Source organism: Trinickia acidisoli, from assembly GCF_017315725.1.
In the GTDB taxonomy this organism is placed as follows: Bacteria; Pseudomonadota; Gammaproteobacteria; order Burkholderiales; family Burkholderiaceae; genus Trinickia; species Trinickia acidisoli.
Window position 1 is genome coordinate 1,915,407 of sequence record NZ_JAFLRG010000002.1, and the last position, 16,541, is coordinate 1,931,947.

At 59.3% G+C, this 16,541-nt stretch carries 15 protein-coding genes; 4 read left to right on the top strand and 11 right to left on the bottom strand.

Annotated features, from left to right (window positions below; genetic code table 11):
• Positions 1 to 145 precede the first annotated feature (145 nt).
• The 5 genes from J3485_RS26845 to J3485_RS26865 form a co-directional block, all read right to left on the bottom strand.
• The gene (locus J3485_RS26845; RefSeq protein ID WP_206957377.1) at positions 146 to 1,570 is read right to left on the bottom strand and encodes a UDP-glucose dehydrogenase family protein; all 1,425 of its coding nucleotides are present in this window, start codon (positions 1,568 to 1,570) and stop codon (positions 146 to 148) included.
• A gap of 510 nt (positions 1,571 to 2,080) precedes the next feature.
• A complete protein-coding gene (locus tag J3485_RS26850; RefSeq protein WP_206957379.1) occupies positions 2,081 to 3,106 on the bottom strand; it encodes a DUF6566 family protein in 1,026 nt (341 codons plus the stop codon).
• 458 nt (positions 3,107 to 3,564) lie between these two features.
• A complete protein-coding gene (locus J3485_RS26855) occupies positions 3,565 to 4,146 on the bottom strand; it encodes a DUF3501 family protein (protein WP_206957380.1) in 582 nt (193 codons plus the stop codon).
• A 34-nt stretch (positions 4,147 to 4,180) separates the two neighbouring features.
• Positions 4,181 to 5,518, bottom strand: coding sequence for a heterodisulfide reductase-related iron-sulfur binding cluster (locus J3485_RS26860; RefSeq protein ID WP_206957382.1), 1,338 nt, complete (start codon positions 5,516 to 5,518; stop codon positions 4,181 to 4,183).
• Between the two features lie 143 nt (positions 5,519 to 5,661).
• A complete protein-coding gene (locus tag J3485_RS26865) occupies positions 5,662 to 6,084 on the bottom strand; it encodes a rubrerythrin family protein (RefSeq protein WP_102609193.1) in 423 nt (140 codons plus the stop codon).
• A gap of 320 nt (positions 6,085 to 6,404) precedes the next feature.
• Between J3485_RS26865 and J3485_RS29165 the strand changes: the two genes are divergently transcribed.
• Positions 6,405 to 6,542: a hypothetical protein gene (locus tag J3485_RS29165; RefSeq protein WP_242538945.1), complete on the top strand. Its 138-nt coding sequence runs from the start codon at positions 6,405 to 6,407 to the stop codon at positions 6,540 to 6,542.
• Positions 6,543 to 6,545: 3 nt separating this feature from the next.
• A complete protein-coding gene (locus J3485_RS29360; protein WP_309477090.1) occupies positions 6,546 to 7,604 on the top strand; it encodes an acyl-CoA dehydrogenase family protein in 1,059 nt (352 codons plus the stop codon).
• A 102-nt stretch (positions 7,605 to 7,706) separates the two neighbouring features.
• On the opposite strand, the gene J3485_RS26875 is transcribed toward J3485_RS29360, so the two are convergent.
• The 5 genes from J3485_RS26875 to J3485_RS26890 form a co-directional block, all read right to left on the bottom strand.
• On the bottom strand, positions 7,707 to 9,902 hold the full coding sequence (locus J3485_RS26875; protein WP_206957384.1) for a beta-glucosidase: 2,196 nt from the start codon (positions 9,900 to 9,902) through the stop codon (positions 7,707 to 7,709).
• Positions 9,903 to 10,058: 156 nt separating this feature from the next.
• Positions 10,059 to 11,048 (bottom strand): RDD family protein, encoded by a 990-nt coding sequence (locus J3485_RS26880; protein ID WP_206957386.1) that lies wholly within the window; start codon positions 11,046 to 11,048, stop codon positions 10,059 to 10,061.
• A 575-nt stretch (positions 11,049 to 11,623) separates the two neighbouring features.
• A complete protein-coding gene (locus J3485_RS26885; protein ID WP_206957388.1) occupies positions 11,624 to 12,727 on the bottom strand; it encodes a hypothetical protein in 1,104 nt (367 codons plus the stop codon).
• 80 nt (positions 12,728 to 12,807) lie between these two features.
• Positions 12,808 to 12,936, bottom strand: a complete 129-nt coding sequence (locus tag J3485_RS29365; RefSeq protein ID WP_277991652.1) for a hypothetical protein — start codon at positions 12,934 to 12,936, stop codon at positions 12,808 to 12,810.
• Between the two features lie 116 nt (positions 12,937 to 13,052).
• A complete protein-coding gene (locus tag J3485_RS26890) occupies positions 13,053 to 13,769 on the bottom strand; it encodes a DUF29 family protein (RefSeq protein WP_206957391.1) in 717 nt (238 codons plus the stop codon).
• A 255-nt stretch (positions 13,770 to 14,024) separates the two neighbouring features.
• Between J3485_RS26890 and J3485_RS26895 the strand changes: the two genes are divergently transcribed.
• Complete coding sequence (locus J3485_RS26895; RefSeq protein WP_206957393.1) at positions 14,025 to 14,264, top strand: ribbon-helix-helix domain-containing protein; 240 nt, start codon at positions 14,025 to 14,027, stop codon at positions 14,262 to 14,264.
• Positions 14,264 to 14,674: a putative toxin-antitoxin system toxin component, PIN family gene (locus J3485_RS26900; RefSeq protein WP_206957395.1), complete on the top strand. Its 411-nt coding sequence runs from the start codon at positions 14,264 to 14,266 to the stop codon at positions 14,672 to 14,674. The genes J3485_RS26895 and J3485_RS26900 overlap by 1 nt, the downstream gene beginning before the upstream one ends.
• Positions 14,675 to 15,020: 346 nt before the next feature.
• Here the strand turns inward: J3485_RS26900 and J3485_RS26905 are convergent, their stop codons facing one another.
• Entirely contained in the window at positions 15,021 to 16,055 is a 1,035-nt protein-coding gene (locus J3485_RS26905) for an IS630 family transposase (protein ID WP_206955957.1), read from the bottom strand.
• Between the last annotated feature and the right edge of the window lie 486 nt (positions 16,056 to 16,541).

A 16,541-nucleotide genomic window follows, 5' to 3' on the forward strand; every position in this document is an offset into this window, starting at 1 on the left:
TTTCGGTATTGAGCGGCGCGGGGGCGATGATACACGCGTCGCCCCCGATACGCCCAATGCCATGCCATCCGCCGGCGGATTCGCGCCGATACGAAACCGCCGGCGTTCAACGTCTCCGGAAGCGTCTTCCGAAGCCGCTCACCGCTCAGAGCGAGACGGCGGCCGCGCTGCCGAACGTGCCGATCGCATCCTGCGCCGACTGTGCGCCGGCACCCGGGCGTCCGATCGAGTGATACTCGATGCCGAGCTCATCCATCGCGGCCGGCTCGTACAAATTGCGGCCGTCGAAGACGATCGACCGCTTGAGCCGCGCTTTGAGGCTGTCGAAATCGGGGCTCTTGAATGCCTTCCACTCCGTCATGATGACGAGTGCGTCGGCGTTCGCGGCCACGTCCACTTGATCCTCGACGAACGTCAGGCGCGCAAGCGCCTCGGGTTGGCCACGCAAATCGCTTGCCAGTGCGCGCTTCGCCTCTTTCATGGCAACGGGGTCGAACGCCACCACGCGCGCGCCGCGCTCGAGCAGCGCCGCGATGAGCACGCGGCTGGGCGCCTCGCGCATGTCGTCGGTGCCGGGCTTGAACGCGAGCCCCCAAACGCCGAACACGCATTCGCTCAAATCCTCCCCGAAGCGCTCGACGATCTTGCCGACGAGCACTTGCTTTTGCGCAGCATTGACCGCGGACACGGCGTCGAGAATGTGCAGCGTCTGTCCGTGGTCGTGCGCCGTTTGCATCAACGCCCGGACGTCCTTCGGAAAACACGAGCCGCCGTAGCCGCAGCCGGCATAAAGGAAGTGATAGCCGATACGTGGATCGGAGCCGATACCGCGACGCACGGCTTCGATGTCCGCACCGACGCGCTCGGCCAGATTCGCGAGTTCGTTCATGAATGAAATGCGCGTGGCAAGCATCGCGTTCGCCGCATACTTCGTGAACTCGGCGGAGCGCACGTCCATGAACAGCATGCGGTCGCGATTGCGATTGAAGGGCGAGTACAGGCGCTTCATCGTCTCGCGCGCACGTTCGCCGGGCACATCCTCGTCGCAACCGACGACGATTCGCTCCGGACGCGTGAAATCTTCGATGGCGGCGCCTTCCTTCAGGAATTCCGGGTTGGACACGACCGAGAACATCGAATCGACGCCACGCTGCGTCAATTGCTCCGCGACGGCCTCGCGCACGCGGCGCGCGGTGCCCACGGGGACGGTCGACTTGTCGACGACGACGGTGAAGCCTTCGATGTGGCGCCCGATTTCGCGCGCGGCGGCAAGCACGTACTGCAGATCGGCGGAGCCGTCTTCGCCGCTCGGCGTCCCGACGGCGATGAAGATCGCCTCGCGCTGTGTCATCGCACAACGCGCATCGGTCGTGAACGAAAGCCGTCCTGCCGCTTTGTTGCGTGCAACGATCTCGTGCAGCCCGGGTTCGTGAATCGGGATACCGCCCGATTCGAGGAGGCTGATCTTGTCCTGATCGACGTCATAGCAGCAGACGTCGTTGCCGACGTCCGCGAGACAAGCCGCCGTCACGAGGCCGACGTAGCCGCAGCCAATGATGGTCACATTCATGGTGGTGGCCCTTCAAAAAACAACGAAAAATGGGGCGAGGTTGGGCAGACGCCACTAGAGAGAGAGAGACGAGAGACGCGCGCGTGCCCACCGGCAAAGCGCTCATCTGGCGCTAACAAAAAGCCGACGGCAAGCGCCGCAAAAATGCAAAAAATTTCCAGGCCTTGCGTACCCCGATAATTTTTCCGATTTTTTTGTGGCAGGCACAAGGAACAGCGGGGGAACAGCGGGCGGGCGCGCGAAGCAGGCCGTTACGGTTTTTTTGTCGATTTACTTCCTGTCACACTTCCCTTGGTCCCTTGCTCGATCACGTCGTAACGATGTCGATACCCTCACCCGCCTTGCGCAGCCGAGGCACCGCACCCGCGCCGCGAGCGACGAGCGCTGAGCGGTGGTGCATGCGCGGGGCATGCACCACGCCAAAAGGCAGTGCGCGAGATTCGACGAGAGGAACCGACGCGCGCAAGCGCGCGTCGAAGGGGAACGTGCAAGACCGGCTGCCGGCCGGATTCAGGCGTGATACAGGAGCTCGGGGGGCTTCGTATCACCTCGACTGTCGGCGCGGAGCAGCCACTCCGGCGCGCGGCCGCGAATCATGCTCGGGTCCAGCGCGCGCTGGCTCTGGGGGGCTGTGGCCGCAGCCAAGGCCGGCGCGCTCTGCGGGTGCTCTTGCGCGGGCTGCACCTGAGGCGGCGCAGCGACGGGCATGCTTTCGACGGCCTCGGGGCGCGCCAGGGCAGCGGCTTCGTGCCTGTCGATCCAATCGCGCCCCCAATCGAGCGCGTAGCGCTCGGCGCTGTCATGATCGGCGAAGCGCGGGCCGATGAGGCCGGACCGCTCGACGCGCTGACCGTCTTTGACGATCTCGGCAGACGCGCGATAACTGACCTGAAGCTGCTTCTCGACGGGCTGCGCCACAGCGTGAATCATGTAATCGCGGTAGTCGTCGGAGCGTTTGGTCACGGCCATCGAATCGACGAGCGGCGAACGCTCGGCGGCACTGCGCAGTAGGGCGCCGGGCGTCGGTGCCCTGCGCGACGAAGCAACCGGTGCTTCGCCGCGCGCGGTGTGCATGCATGCGCTGTTCGCGTCATCGATCGCGCCGTCATAGGCGCCATCCGCCTCAGGGCATTCGTCCGCCGTATGCCACGACTCCGGATTCGTCCAAAACACGCCACGTAGGCGCGGCGATTCGGGCACCGGCAAAGGCGCCGCCTTCGGGGCGACTTGAACCGTCACGTCAGGTTCGGGCACATACGCAAACGTGCGGCCAAACTCCGAGAGAACCTTCACGATATGAACCAGCGTACCGTCCGCCAACCAATCGTCGAAGCGGCGCCGGCACGTGGGCCCTGACGGATAGCGGGCGGGCAGCTTCGACCAGCGTTCGCCTGTCGTCAGAATCCATAACACCGCATTCGTCACCACGCGCGGCTCGGCGCGCGGCCGTCCGCGGCGATGGGGATGCACGGGCTCGTCGGCCGCCAGAGGCGCCAGGCGAGTCCACTCGTCGTCGGTCAATTCCTCAAAGAACATGTTTTTCTCCACGCAGCCTGGCCGGGCTGCGACACTTGGGCGGCGAGAATGGCCCATTCCCGACGACCGCCAGGTTGCACAAATTGTTTTGTTCTGGGTTACTGCCAATCAAAATCGCACGCAGGCTGTGCGGCATTGCCCTCAGTTGACGCACTAAAGGCAGTCTCGCTCGTGCATGGGAAAATGGTGCAGAAAGCATACCATCGCGACGGCGTAACAAAAATCATGCCACGCGTAAATGCAACGCATAACGATCGCCCGAGCGAGGGTCACATATGCGTTCGAATGTGAATTCGTGAGAGGTGTCCATATTAGAATATTTTTTGCGGACCGCAATCCCGGGATATGTAACGAAGTGATTCCGAAACGATTTCACGCCCTATAACGACACGCCGAACTGTCGTCTCGCGCAATAATTCGAACGCGCAATCGTTTGCGCGGCGCAAGCGTACCCTAAATTATTCGAGATCGGCACACAAGGCTTGCGCGACCGTATCGTCGATGTGGCAGGGCGGGACGGGGTAGTTGGGGTGGTCGCAGCCCAACTGCACCGGTTCGCCGGCACGCAGCGCAATCTTCATCGAATCGGTCAATTCGAAACGAAGAAAATGCACAGCGGAAGTTTTTTCACTGTTCTCTCGCTCGAGATCCTCGTCGGCGATCGCGTAGACAGAAGGTTCTTCACCGACGCGGATATACACGTGATCTTCGATGCCGATTAGCCGTGTAAGGGCCGCACGCCGTTCCGCCTCGTTTTCATACTCAATCTGCATCGTTGCTTTCAAATTACTACCATCGGGCACGAGCGGTAAATACGCCTCTAATTCGGCAGCAATTCCCGCCTCATCGAAAATTTTTTCGATATGAAGCATTTCTTGTATCTGATACCTGATCGTCGTCTCGTCCTCGAACAAAAAAGTCAGATGATTGCCGAGCCGAACGCATCGTGTCTTCTTATGCGCGATGACCTGAGCGCGCGTCCTATCGCGAACTTTGGCATAAGCTTCCAAGGTCAATAGGGAATTGCTTGAGATGACCATTTACATTTCCTCGCAAAATTAACACGACCGCGTGTTAGATCCCGTAGGCCTTGCGCAACAACGCCAATGGATGCGAAAGCGGCGCGCTCGTCGCCCCGCTTTCGCTGATCCCTTGCTCGATGTGATGCCCCGCGAGTTGACAATCAGATGAAATATAAGCGGGTGAAGATTCTGCCATCGCCTTGAAAACCGGCGTGCCGATCCGCATCGCCGTGGCATGAAATTCCTTCTTCACGCCAAACGTGCCAGCATGTCCCGAACAACGTTCGACCACTTTGAGTTCGGTGCCGGGTATCAATGAAAGCGTGTCGTAGGTTTTCCGGCCGAGGTTCTGCACGCGTCCATGACAGGGCACGTGATAGGACACCGTGCCGAGCGCGTGCTTGAAGTCCGTCTTCAAAAAGCCGTCGCGATGTCGCGAGACGAAATACTCGAACGGGTCCCAGAACGCATCGGCAACGGCGCGCACGTCGGCATCGTCGGGAAACATCAACGGCAGTTCCTGCTTATACATCAGCACGCAGCTCGGAATCGCGGCCATCAACGCATAGCCCTCGCGCGCATAGCGAGCGAGCGTGGGAATGTTCTTCTCCATTTTCGCGGCGACGCCTTCGAGGTTGCCTTGCTCGAGTAGCGGCATGCCGCAACACGCCTCCTTATCGACGAGCACATACGGAACCTCGTTGTGTTCGAGCACGGCAAGCAGGTCATGGCCGATGCCGGGCTCGTTGAAATTGACGTAGCACGTCGCGTAGATCGCGACCTTGCCCGGCGTACGTTCGCCGTCCCGCACGGGCGCGTCGGGCGACGCCTTCGCATGCGGGCGAAACTTGCGCGGCGCGAACGGCGGAAGCCAGGCATTGCGGTCCACGCCTAGCGTTGCTTCCACCGCGACGCGCGCGGGCTTCGTTCCGTTCACGGCGTTGACCGCTTGCGTGACGATCGGAATGCCGGCGAAATGGCCGAGCGCATCGGTATTCGACAGCACCTTGTCGCGCAAGGGGACGTCGCCGCGCTGATAGCGCGCCGCCTTGGCGCGCAGCATGAGATGCGGAAAGTCCACGTTCCACGGATGCGGCGGCACGTACGGACATTTCGTCATATAGCAGAGGTCGCACAGATAGCATTGATCGACGACCTTCGGAAACGCACCGCGATCGACGTCGTGCGCTTCGCCGCTGTCCGTTTCGTCGACGAGATCGAATAGTGTGGGAAACGCGCCGCATAGCGACACGCAGCGCCGGCACCCGGCACAGATGTCGAATACGCGGGCCAACTCTGTGTCGATCGACGCTTGATCGTAAAAGTCGGGAGCACGCCAATCGAGCGGATGACGCGTGGGCGCCTCGAGATTGCCTTCTTTATGGGGCATGAAATGACGCTCCGTGACGGTTGCGCGCCGCGACGAACGCGCGCAACGGCAAACACGCGACGCACGAAAGATGCGCCGCAGGCACAACGCGCGCCGTCAATCGAGGCGACGGCGCGCGATCGAACGGCTTGCTCGCCGGACGATCAATCCGACAGTGCCTCGAGCGCCTTGGTGTAGCGATTCGCGTGGCTGCGTTCCGCTTTCGCAAGCGTTTCGAACCAGTTGGCGATCTCGTCGAAACCTTCATCCCGCGCGGTCTTCGCCATACCGGGGTACATGTCCGTATATTCGTGCGTCTCGCCTGCGATGGCCGATTGTAGATTTTGCCGGGAACTACCGAAAGGAAGGCCCGTAGCGGGATCACCTACGGCTTCGAGATATTCCAGGTGCCCGTGCGCGTGTCCCGTTTCGCCTTCCGCGGTCGAGCGGAACAACGCGGCCACATCGTTTTGACCTTCCACGTCGGCTTTCGCCGCGAAGTACAGATACCGACGATTAGCTTGCGATTCGCCGGCAAACGCCGCCTTGAGATTGTCTTCCGTCTTGGAGCCTTTCAACTGAGCCATTGTGAGCCTCCTTCGTGGACCGGCCGGCGGCGCGAGGCTCGTGGCCAAGGTCTTGTGCGGCATTGGGGGAATGATATGAAGCGCCGCTCCGCTAGGTACGGAACGCCGCATTCTCCAATCTAGGACGCCAAAGTACCGTTCCCCAATTGGCAATTTCTATGCACACGATAGGCTTTTCGTCGACATGAGCGTCGTGTTGCCGGCGCGAGCCTGAGCAATTGCCGAATCGGGCCGGCTGGCATTCCTGCCAGTTTCGTCGCCACCGGTCGACGCATACATTGCGCGCATGCGAATGACAGGGCGCCCCGAGCGCGGCCAACATGGATTTTTCGTTCGACGATCGACAACGGCAACTCGCGCACCGCTATAGGGAAATAGGTCTGCGGCATGTGCGCCGCCCCGAGCGCAACGATTTCGACTGGGACGCATGGCGAGCGATTTCCGATGCCGGCCTCTAGCGCGTGCCCGTTTCTCGCGACTTCGGCGGTGCAGGCTGCAATGGGCTCGAATTCGTCGCGGCGTTCGAGGCGTTGGCCGGCACGATGCGCTCGCTCGGCTTTGCCATGGCGGCGGCCAATCAAGCAACATTGATTGATTGCATCCACTCGATGGGAACACGCGAACAGCAGATCGCGCTATTGCCTCGTTTGCTCGACGGCGAACCGGGCGCGACCGCGATCTCCGAGCGCGGCACGGGCACGGAGATCCGCGCACTGCAAGCGAGATTGACGGGCGACAAACACGGCTACCGGCTCAACGGACACAAATACAACATCAGCCTTGCGCCCGACGCATCGATCATCCTCGTGGCCGCGCGTTATGACGACGATGCGCGTACCCATACGAGCCTCGTGCTGCTCGACGCGGCATTGCCCGGCATCGTGCGCAGCGGCCCGCAGGGCACGCTGGGCGTGCGCGACCTTCCGATCGGTGATCTTCAGTTCGACGACGTGCCCGTCGATCGCCAACGCGTTCTCGGCGCGCCGCGCGACGGGCTCAAATGGCTGATGCATATCGCGTCCATGAATCGTGCGTATTTCGCGTTGTCGTGTGCAAGCGTCGTGCGGCCCTTTCTAGCCGATGCGCTCGCTTATGCCGCCGAGCGCAAGATCCTCGACGTACCGATCGATGCGCATCAGTATGTGCAACGCAGGCTCGTCGACGTGCGCATGCGTGCCGAACGATCGCGCTGGATGGCGCTTGCCGCACTGGGGCAATGGTTGCACGGAGATCCCGATGCCTTGGAGAGCTGCTCGATCGCGAAAATCACCGCCGCGCAAGACTTGACGCAGTCGGCCATCGATCTATTGGCGCTCCACGGCAGCGACGGCTATCGATACGGTGCGCTCTCCACATTCGTTACCGATGCGCTGGCGATGGTCAGCGCCGGTGGGACCGAGGAGATGCATCGAAGAAATGTGTTCGCTCAGATGCAGCGGCGGCGCGAGCGCGACATGAAAACGGCGGTCTACACGCCAGCCGTGGAAGACACCGCGGAAACATCGGCGGAGTCGGCCTAAACATCCGACGAATGTCCGCACGCGCGAACACAGGCGATCGAGTGGTGTTCGATCGGCTGTCTTATGACTTATGCCATCACCTCTGCTAGTAAGCAGTCCTAATTACTTTTCTTTGAGACGAATGTCGCGCGAAGACGCTCCAACGTAAAACCGTCCACCCGTAGCAAGCGTCCACTCATTGAGGTTCGTATTCCAAACACGGCGCATTTGCGCCGGAACTTCCACGTGCACACGCTGCGTTTGGCCCGGATTCAAGCTCACCTTCTCCCATCCGACGAGCCGTTTCGGCGGCTCGACCGGGTCGCTCAGATCGGCGAGATAAACCTGCGGGACCTCCGCGCCGGCGACGGCCCCATCGTTGCGCAGCGTGAACGAAACGGTTGCTGAATGATTCGCATGCTGGAGAACGCGCAGATCCGAATAAGCGAAGTGCGTATACGACAAGCCATGGCCGAACGGGAACATCGGTTGGATGTGCTCAGCGTCATACCAGCGATAGCCCATCTCGAGCCCCTCCGAGTACACGGGATTGGGCGCGATCGTACCGTTGTTCCAGGTCGGCGTATCGGCATCGCGCACCGGGAACGTGACCGGCAGCTTGCCCGAAGGATCGACCTTGCCGAACAACACGTTGGCGATCGCATTACCGCCGCCTTCGCCGGGGAACCACGCCTCGACGATCGCCGACACCCGATCCTTCCAGGGCATCAACACCGGATTGCCGCTCTCGACCACGACGACGACATGCGGATTGACCTGCGCGACGGCCTCGACGAGCGCGTCTTGATTGGACGGGTTGGCGAGCGCAAGACTATTCAATTCGCCGAAGCCCTCGCCCGAGGCTTGCGTGACGAACACGATCGCGACGTCCGATTGCCTCGCCAAGTTCACGGCCGCATCGATTTCCGGTTGCGTGTAGGCCCTGAACGGCGATTGCATGTCTTCGCTGCCCGCAAACGTGACCGTCGCATTCGGCGCGAGATTCCGAATGGCCGTCACGATCGGCGTGGGCAGCTTGATCCAGGGATTCGGCCACCAGCCACACCCCGTCGAAGTCGGGAGCGTCAAGCCGCCGCAGCCGGGAAACGCACCGGTTACGGGATCGCGAGTATCCCCCGAGCCCCCGCCCGTGATCACGCCGACGTCCGCATGACCGCCGATGACAGCGATGCGCTTCACGCTCGACGCATTGAGCGGCAACTGATTGTCTCGATTCTTTAGGAGTACGATCGATTGCTCCTCGGCGTACTGCGCGAACTGCCGGGCCGCACCGAAATCGATCGTCTCGCCGCTTTTCGGCGGATCGTCCATCACACCCGTGCGAATCATGACGTACAGCTTGCGCCGCACCATATCGTCGAGCCGCGCCTGCGTGATTTGATGATTGGCAAGCGCCTGCTTGACGAACGCAGGCGTGAGGTACACCGTTGGGCCGACGTCTTCTTCCTCGTCCAAGCCCGCGTTGATTGCGGCCGCCGTGCTATGCGTCGCGCCCCAATCCGATTGAACCTGGCCTTTGAAGTGCCAGTCGCCCTTCAGGACATCGTCGAGCACGTGCGCGTTTTCGCATGCATAGGTGCCGTTGACCTTGTTGTAGCTGCACATCACGCTGCCGGGATGCGCTTGCTCCACCGCCAGTTCGAACGGCAGCAGATAGAGCTCGCGCAGCGTGCGCTCGTCGATCGTATCGTTGCCGCCCCCGCGATTGGTTTCTTGCTCGTTGCCGACGTAGTGCTTGATCGTTGCGATGACCTTGTTGTCCTGCGTGGCGCGCGTCCGTGCTGCCAACATTTCGCCGGCCAGCACGGGATCTTCGCCGAGGAATTCGAACATCCGGCCGTCGCGTGCCTCGCGCGCGAGGTTCGTGCCACCGCCGAGGCCCATGGCGAAGCCTTGCTCCCTGAGCTGCCGAGCAATGGTGGCGCCGAATTGATACGAAAGATTGAGGTCCCAGCTTGCGGCAAGTGCGATCGTGGCGGGGAACGTGGTGCTGGGTTGAACGGTGCTACCCGAGCCTGTCGCCGAGTCGACCATATCGATGTCGGGAATGCCTAGCCGCGGCACCCCCTGAATGTAGCCGGCGCCGCCGCCGGGCACCGCGCTCATCTGATATTCCGAGTGAATTAGCTGCAGCTTTTCGTCGAGCGTCATTTGCTTCACGAGCGCATCGGCGCGACGGGATGCCATATCGCTCGTGAATGCGTTGTTCGCGGCTGAATCGGCGGCATGCGACACGGTTTGCGCTAAAGCGCAAAGCGCGACGGAAGCGATTGCAAGGGATAAGCGTTTTATCGGCATGGGCTCGGCTCCGTGATTGATGCTTGGCTATGTGCTGCCTGGTCATGCTTACGCCGCGCCGCGCAAAAGCGAGCGAACATGCGAGACCATCGTTCCTCCGCAAATGCGTCTTACGGATGACATGCTCTTAACTCATCGGGTCTCGCTGTCGTTCACTCAACTATGCGGTGCCGCCGGATTGATTTTCAGCTTCGCCAACCACTGGCTGGGTGTTCGCGCGTCGACAGCCTGCCAACGCCATGAAGCAATGCCGAGATCGACGCTGCGGGCGCAGACGATCGTCACGAGATCATGTTTTGCGAGATCCGGCGATGCTGAGAAGGCCGCTGTCCCGACAGCATCAAAACAACGATCGGGCGACAGCGCGGGATTTCGCACGACGACTGAAATTGCGACTATCCTCCGAACGCTTTGCCGCGATGAGCCGAGTTGTCGAACGCTAGTCGTCGAGATGCCCGCCTGGCCCACGCCAGGGACGGATGACACTGCTCGCTGAACTTCGTAAAGATTCGTCAATCTTGATGCAACCCATCGGTTTGCGATTGCCCCCGTCACCATCATTAGCGCGCCTAATGCCACCATGATGACGTAGTGCTTCTTTGCAGGCGGAGGTGCCACAGCGTAGGTCGCGGTCTCACGCACGACGACGCTGGAAGTCGCTAGGTCATGCAACGAACGTCGACTCGGGCGATTGAACGCGAGTAGGTAAAACAATGCAGCACCCCATAGTGATATCAGGATACCGTTGGTTACCGTTAGCCATTGCATGCTTGGCATTTGCAGCGCGGGCGTGTCGACGAAGCCGATACCGTGAAGAACGAGAGGGACAGCGATGATCACGTATCGCAGGCAAGCCTGACGAGCGCTTAGTCGGGTTAGTTCGCCCGCTTGGCACCGCATCACCTTAATCCGCATAACTTGCTTGCCGAGCGATTGGCTGCGGCCGCCGAAGTCGCCTTCAAGCAACGTGAAGTAGGCCGCACCGATGAGGAAGCCGATTATGCGGCCCCACTCGCCGATCATCGATAGGACGTCGAAGAAAAGAATGGCGAGTGCCATCCCGATGAGGCCCAATACAAGGCTGTCGATTGCGAAGGCAGCGGTGCGCCGCCAGAAGCCTGCAGTTTCGTTGTTCGGTGTTTCCATGCGTTTCCTCGGAGGCGGGCTGGGATGCTGCGGGGCAACCGCCTTATAACCGCTTTTCTCGGCAAAGTGCACACCTTCTCTACCGCGACCACCGGTCAGATCGCACCCGTAGCACACTGGGAAATTTCATAAATCTATAAATACTTGAATTTCCTGATCCGTATCTGGCCGTTAAACCGACCCACAACGAACTGAATCGGTTCCTCCGTATGGGCGACTGTTCGTTCAAGAATCCATGGAGTCGGCCGATACATCAATATCTGACCGTTTATCCGCAAGTCCAATATTTCATATTCCTCTACGAACTCACGTCGTCGCCCGGTCCATTCGTAGTGAGCAGGGACGGTTCGCTTCGCAACCACAATGGCGATTCCCGTTTGAACAGCGACACCGATATAGTTCCACACTTGAAAAACGATCATCGCAAGCGTTGCCAACATCCCAACGTAGATGACGAGGAACAGACAACCTCCGATGATTCCACCAATCCCACGGTGCATAAGGACAAACGGCAGCAATGCTATGTTATGCCATATCATCATTGATATTCAATTCTCATGATAGCGTTCGGAGCATCACGGTCTATCGATCCGTTTGATAGACTCGATGTGTATGCCAAAGGCGTTGCTTGACTGGTCAATACGGACATCTTCTACCCCACGCCAGTAGTCAGCGGCATAGGGATCGCAGAATTGGATCGTCTTATCAAGCGAAGGCTCCCTAAGAATCAAGAACCTATGACAACCCTTTCCAGTGGTTGTTTTTGTCAACCGTAACGGTTCATCAATGAATGATACCGTCGCAGGCGTCGCGCGCATTTCAAAGATCTGCGCGTAATGGCCAACAATCGAACATCCGCCAAGGATCATCAAAAGGGTTATCGCGACATCTACAACCCAAACTCCGCTACCTCGTCTGATCGCACTCCTTGCTATGGTGCTCCACCGGATGCAAGCCCCTATCACGGCCAATGCTGTGAATATCGAAATCGAAACTTTAGCCCACGATCCAATTTTCGCCTGAGCATTGAGATAACAATGTCCTCCGCTAGCTACCTCACCTAAAATTGCAGTAAGTACCATCACCGAAACGTAGCACACCGCCGCATTTATGGCAGGTGGTGATTTCGATGCTTCAGACGAACCGGCCATGCCGCTGATTCGCAGTTTTACCCATCGATTGATTTGGGCTGCGAGGCCAATCGTTCCGCCCTCAGTCTCATCGCCCGGCAAGCGAATCGTGGACGAGCCATATCGCAGATTGATCCAGTAGACAGGTGATTTACCCCCTATCGTTATCGGACTTGCTGCCATGGGCCCAGGAAAGGCCCAACTTCCGATGCCTTGCCGGACGGTCCCATCGGAACTTATATGGGCGGCAGATTTGATGGTGCCACTACGAATTAGGAATATAAGAAGCCCAGCGTTCCCGAAGAGGCATATCGGAATTAATTCCCACTCGCCCGACAGAATCGTGACTTGTGCCTGATAGAGGAAATAGTGGCACACAGATAGGACTATACAAAATATGCTGAAAAGCAGAGCAGGTTCCGCTCGCGCGCTAGCGGAATAGGAAACAACCAGACGATCGGGCTCTTCAATCAGTTGGGAGGAGCGAGAATTTTTATTCATTATAAGTTGAAAGGATTCGCAACGCATTGGCCATGCGGTTTTAATCATACCTCACTATCGTATCAAGTTATCTAATTTCCCGACGGACAGGTTGAATGACCTGGACGCGACCTTATCCGACAAAGCCTCTAGCCGGCGATGCCGTCGTCCTCTATGAGCCTGATCGCGACAACTGTACGCGTGCCGACATCGGTGCAGCGATACCAGAACGGGCCACAGATGAATTCAAGGCCGATATGAAAATCAACGGGCCTCATTGAACGCTCCATCGACTGTGAGCGAAGCCGATCCCGACTCATTGATGAGGCGATACATCACGTAACTCAAGGGACGGCTCGTGTCCGTCTTCTCAATGCAGACGACCGTATCCGGCTTACTCACGGGCGTGCCCTCCAGGCCAGAATGCATTGGAAAGCAGTTGCGCTTTCCCGTATGGGCATTGCTCAGGCACAAGGGAAGCGATGATCCCGGTTGAGTCGGACACGCCCAGCCTGGCCGACTCCCAAGCTTTTGCATACATCGCATCCCACTCCTCGGCGAGACTCGGAGCATCCTCAAGAATGAGCGGGATCATACTTCGCTCTTCTACGATCGCGATATACCAGGCTGGTTGTCTCACGCCGCTCAGGTATTCCCATTGGGCGAGATGTTGCAACAGGCAGGCGAGGCGATCGACAAGCTCCCGCCGGAGAGCGCGCGCAAGCGTGTCGAGTTCTTCCGCAACGTTTTCGACATCCAGGCTGTCGAATCGGCCCGACCGCAGCTTTGCGGCCTGATCACATGCCCAGAGAATAAAGTCCGAATCGTAGGCATCGACTAGCACTGAGGACGCACTTCCGACACTGGAATTCGGCGTGTCTCCACGCCCGGCGAGAAGCCCGGTGATGGAAATATTCTCGTCGACGCATTCCCAGTGCACCCCACGACGACTTAATGTGTAAGTCGAGCGTTGTTCGGGCGTTGCCCTCACCAACTGGGGAAACCACGCGAGCGGTACGCCGAGCGTGCGACCGTCTGCGAGATCAACCCAGAGCGTGAAATCGTCGAATCGGATGCTCTTTGCGGTGACCACTTCCCTGATGACCCTCATGTGCTGCCTCATGTAACTCGACAACGTTGCGCGCATCGCGCATGCACTCCTGCAAATCAGCTATCGCCGCGCAACGACCTCCATCTCCGACTGAAGATCCTTTGCGATGTTCCGGTGTTCTCGCGCGTTTTGCCAATGGACAGCGTGGAAGAGGGAGAGCAGCCCCAAAGCGGCTAAAGAGGAGGCCGATCGGCCAGTTGCCATCGATTTGAGATCGGTGTATAAACACCTATACACCGATACAGGGAAACAGCCATGAATTCAGTACGTTGGAACGTCGCCGTGTCGGCCGACACCGATCAGTCGGTTCGCATGTACCTTGCCTCCCAAGGCGGAGGCCGCAAGGGTGACCTCTCGCGCTTCATCGAAGAAGCCGTGCGCGCCCACCTCCTCGAACTATCGGCCGAGCAAGCCAAGATGGCCAATGTCAACGTCAGCGAAGCTGACCTGATGGCCATCGTCTCCGAGGCGGTGCAATGGGCGCGTGAACATTGATGCGCGTCGTTCTAGATACCAATATCCTGCTGAGCGCCCTTATCTCTCCACACGGCTCGCCCGACATCATCTATCGAGCTTGGCGGGCCGCTCGCTTCGAACTCGTCACCTCAACCACACAACTCGCCGAATTGCGTCGCGCCAGCCGTTATCCGAAGCTCAAAGCCGTGTTGCAGCCGCATCTTGTCGGCACGATGGTCAACAACCTACAGCGCGCGATTGTTCTGAACCATCTGGTGGTGAACATCGAGACCAATGATCCCAACGATGCCTTTTTGCTTGCGATGGCTCAAGCCGGTGACGTGGACTACCTCGTGACCGGCGATCATCGCGCTGGGCTCTTGCAGCGCGGCAACCATGGTCGCACTCGCATTGTTACACCCGCAGCGTTCTGTGCCGAGGCGCTCTAACCGACGCTCGATAATTGCCGCGTTATGTTTAATCGTGGGATTCGGCCCGCAAGGGACGAAGCCCGCGATTTACCCCCGGCCCTTCGTTACCCTCGGCCCAGCGGGCCGCACGAACCCTCTTCGTCACACTCTCGGGCCCACTGGCCCGCTTGAACCCTCTTCGTTGCCAATCCTGGCCACAGGCCAGGATTTCCGGGCCGCTCCGGCACGGCACTTCTTCATTCGTCGAGGTATCGGGCCGCATGGCCCGCACTGCATTACCCAGCGTCCTAGGCCGATCGGCTAATGGTTAGGACTCCTGATTTTTAATACAATCAAAGACTTACTAAGATTTCCGAAAGAAATGTCACATAGAGGCATATTGACATTCGGGCTGGCGAAAGAAGGACTTCACCAGCGCAGGCAACTTCTGGATGCGGCGCAGAGCACCGATAGCCAATCGCTTCATTTCGTCTTTGGACTGCACGAGACGTTTGGAGACGCTGCGCTTCACGTGCGCCCAAACTTGCTCGTCAGGGTTCAGGTGCGGCGAGTAAGGCGGCAGAAAGAACAGCTTCAGTCGTCCTTCCTGCGCCTTCACGAAATCCTGGACCAGCTTGGCCTTGTGAATCGGATGGCCGTCGACTACGAGGAACACCGGCTCGCGTGCGCCGAGCATCAGGCGAGTGAGAAACTCTGGGAAGACGACAGCGGTGACGGCTCCCTCATGCACCATGAAGCGGAACTCGCCCTGAGCACTGACCGCCGAAATCATGTTCAGCGAGAAACGCCTGCCTGTCGCTTCCACCACCGGCGTGCAGCCCTGCGGCGCCCATGTCGTGCCCGTGTGGTAATCCGAGCGAATGCCCGACTCATCGGCAAAGTAGATGCTCGCGCCAACGGCTCGTGCCTCGGCTCGAATCGCCGGGTAGGTTTCGAACTCCCACTGCCGAACGAGCGTCGCGTCCTGTTGCCACGCCTGATACAGGGGCTTTTGCACCGTGAAGCCCAACAGCTTCATGATGCGGCTCACCCCGGAAAGCGCCAGCTTTTTGCCGAACTGCCGCTCAATGAGCGCGGCAATCAGCGACAGCGTCCACAGCCCGAATTCGAACTTGAACTGCAGTGGAGTATTGTCTCGCACCGCTTGTGCCAGCCAGCGCATCTCTTCGGCATTGACCTTGGACGGCCGCCCCGGTATCGGCTTGGCCAGCAACGCGTTTTGACCGCCGTTGGCGAAATCGGCCAGCCAACGATACACGCTGCGTTCGTTCACCCCGTAGGCCGCCGCCACACTGGCCACGTCCTGTCCTTCGCGTATGGCCTTCACCGCTTGCTGGCGCATCGCCTGCAACGTCGCGTGGTCCAGTTTCCGGCCGTCCGATGTGCGTTTCGATTTCATGCACGTATTGTCTCATGTGTATGACAATACTTTCGAAAAACTTAGTATCACGCCCGCCTGAGGGACTTCATAGCGGCAATCGGCCGTGGCCATGCACTCATTTACCCGACCACGGCGGCACCGCCCGGCCATGATGAGAGCTATACCGTAGGGATCGGCACGTATCAACTCGGCGTGCCGATCAGTTCATGGATTGCGTATGGCAAGTTTGCGCGCCAGTCACTTCCATGACACGACCACCTCTGCTTGGCCACCGCGAGGATCATACTCAGAGGCTACAGTCCCCCACGAGAATACGTACATCAACTTCCGCGCATCACGTACTTGCGGAATTCCGAACTCACTCACCAGTGTGTTGTCGTGAAGCTTCCTGATGTCTTCCGGGGTAGTTACACCAGCCTCTAACAACGTGGCATGCACTTGCCTTAACTCGTCATTGTGGAGAAGAAGGGCAAGGTTAGCGCTTTTACCAAAGAGTTCCCTTGG

Coding starts and splice junctions, on each gene's coding strand:
- J3485_RS26845 (WP_206957377.1), bottom strand. CDS start 1,570: ATGAATGTGACCATCATTGGCTGCGGCTACGTCGGCCTCGTGACGGCG.
- J3485_RS26900 (WP_206957395.1), top strand. CDS start 14,264: ATGCGCGTCGTTCTAGATACCAATATCCTGCTGAGCGCCCTTATCTCT.
- J3485_RS26855 (WP_206957380.1), bottom strand. CDS start 4,146: ATGGTCATCTCAAGCAATTCCCTATTGACCTTGGAAGCTTATGCCAAA.
- J3485_RS26850 (WP_206957379.1), bottom strand. CDS start 3,106: ATGTTCTTTGAGGAATTGACCGACGACGAGTGGACTCGCCTGGCGCCT.
- J3485_RS26895 (WP_206957393.1), top strand. CDS start 14,025: ATGAATTCAGTACGTTGGAACGTCGCCGTGTCGGCCGACACCGATCAG.
- J3485_RS26880 (WP_206957386.1), bottom strand. CDS start 11,048: ATGGAAACACCGAACAACGAAACTGCAGGCTTCTGGCGGCGCACCGCT.
- J3485_RS29165 (WP_242538945.1), top strand. CDS start 6,405: ATGGATTTTTCGTTCGACGATCGACAACGGCAACTCGCGCACCGCTAT.
- J3485_RS26885 (WP_206957388.1), bottom strand. CDS start 12,727: ATGATTAAAACCGCATGGCCAATGCGTTGCGAATCCTTTCAACTTATA.
- J3485_RS26905 (WP_206955957.1), bottom strand. CDS start 16,055: ATGAAATCGAAACGCACATCGGACGGCCGGAAACTGGACCACGCGACG.
- J3485_RS26865 (WP_102609193.1), bottom strand. CDS start 6,084: ATGGCTCAGTTGAAAGGCTCCAAGACGGAAGACAATCTCAAGGCGGCG.
- J3485_RS26875 (WP_206957384.1), bottom strand. CDS start 9,902: ATGCCGATAAAACGCTTATCCCTTGCAATCGCTTCCGTCGCGCTTTGC.
- J3485_RS26860 (WP_206957382.1), bottom strand. CDS start 5,518: ATGCCCCATAAAGAAGGCAATCTCGAGGCGCCCACGCGTCATCCGCTC.
- J3485_RS26890 (WP_206957391.1), bottom strand. CDS start 13,769: ATGAGGGTCATCAGGGAAGTGGTCACCGCAAAGAGCATCCGATTCGAC.
- J3485_RS29365 (WP_277991652.1), bottom strand. CDS start 12,936: ATGAGGCCCGTTGATTTTCATATCGGCCTTGAATTCATCTGTGGCCCG.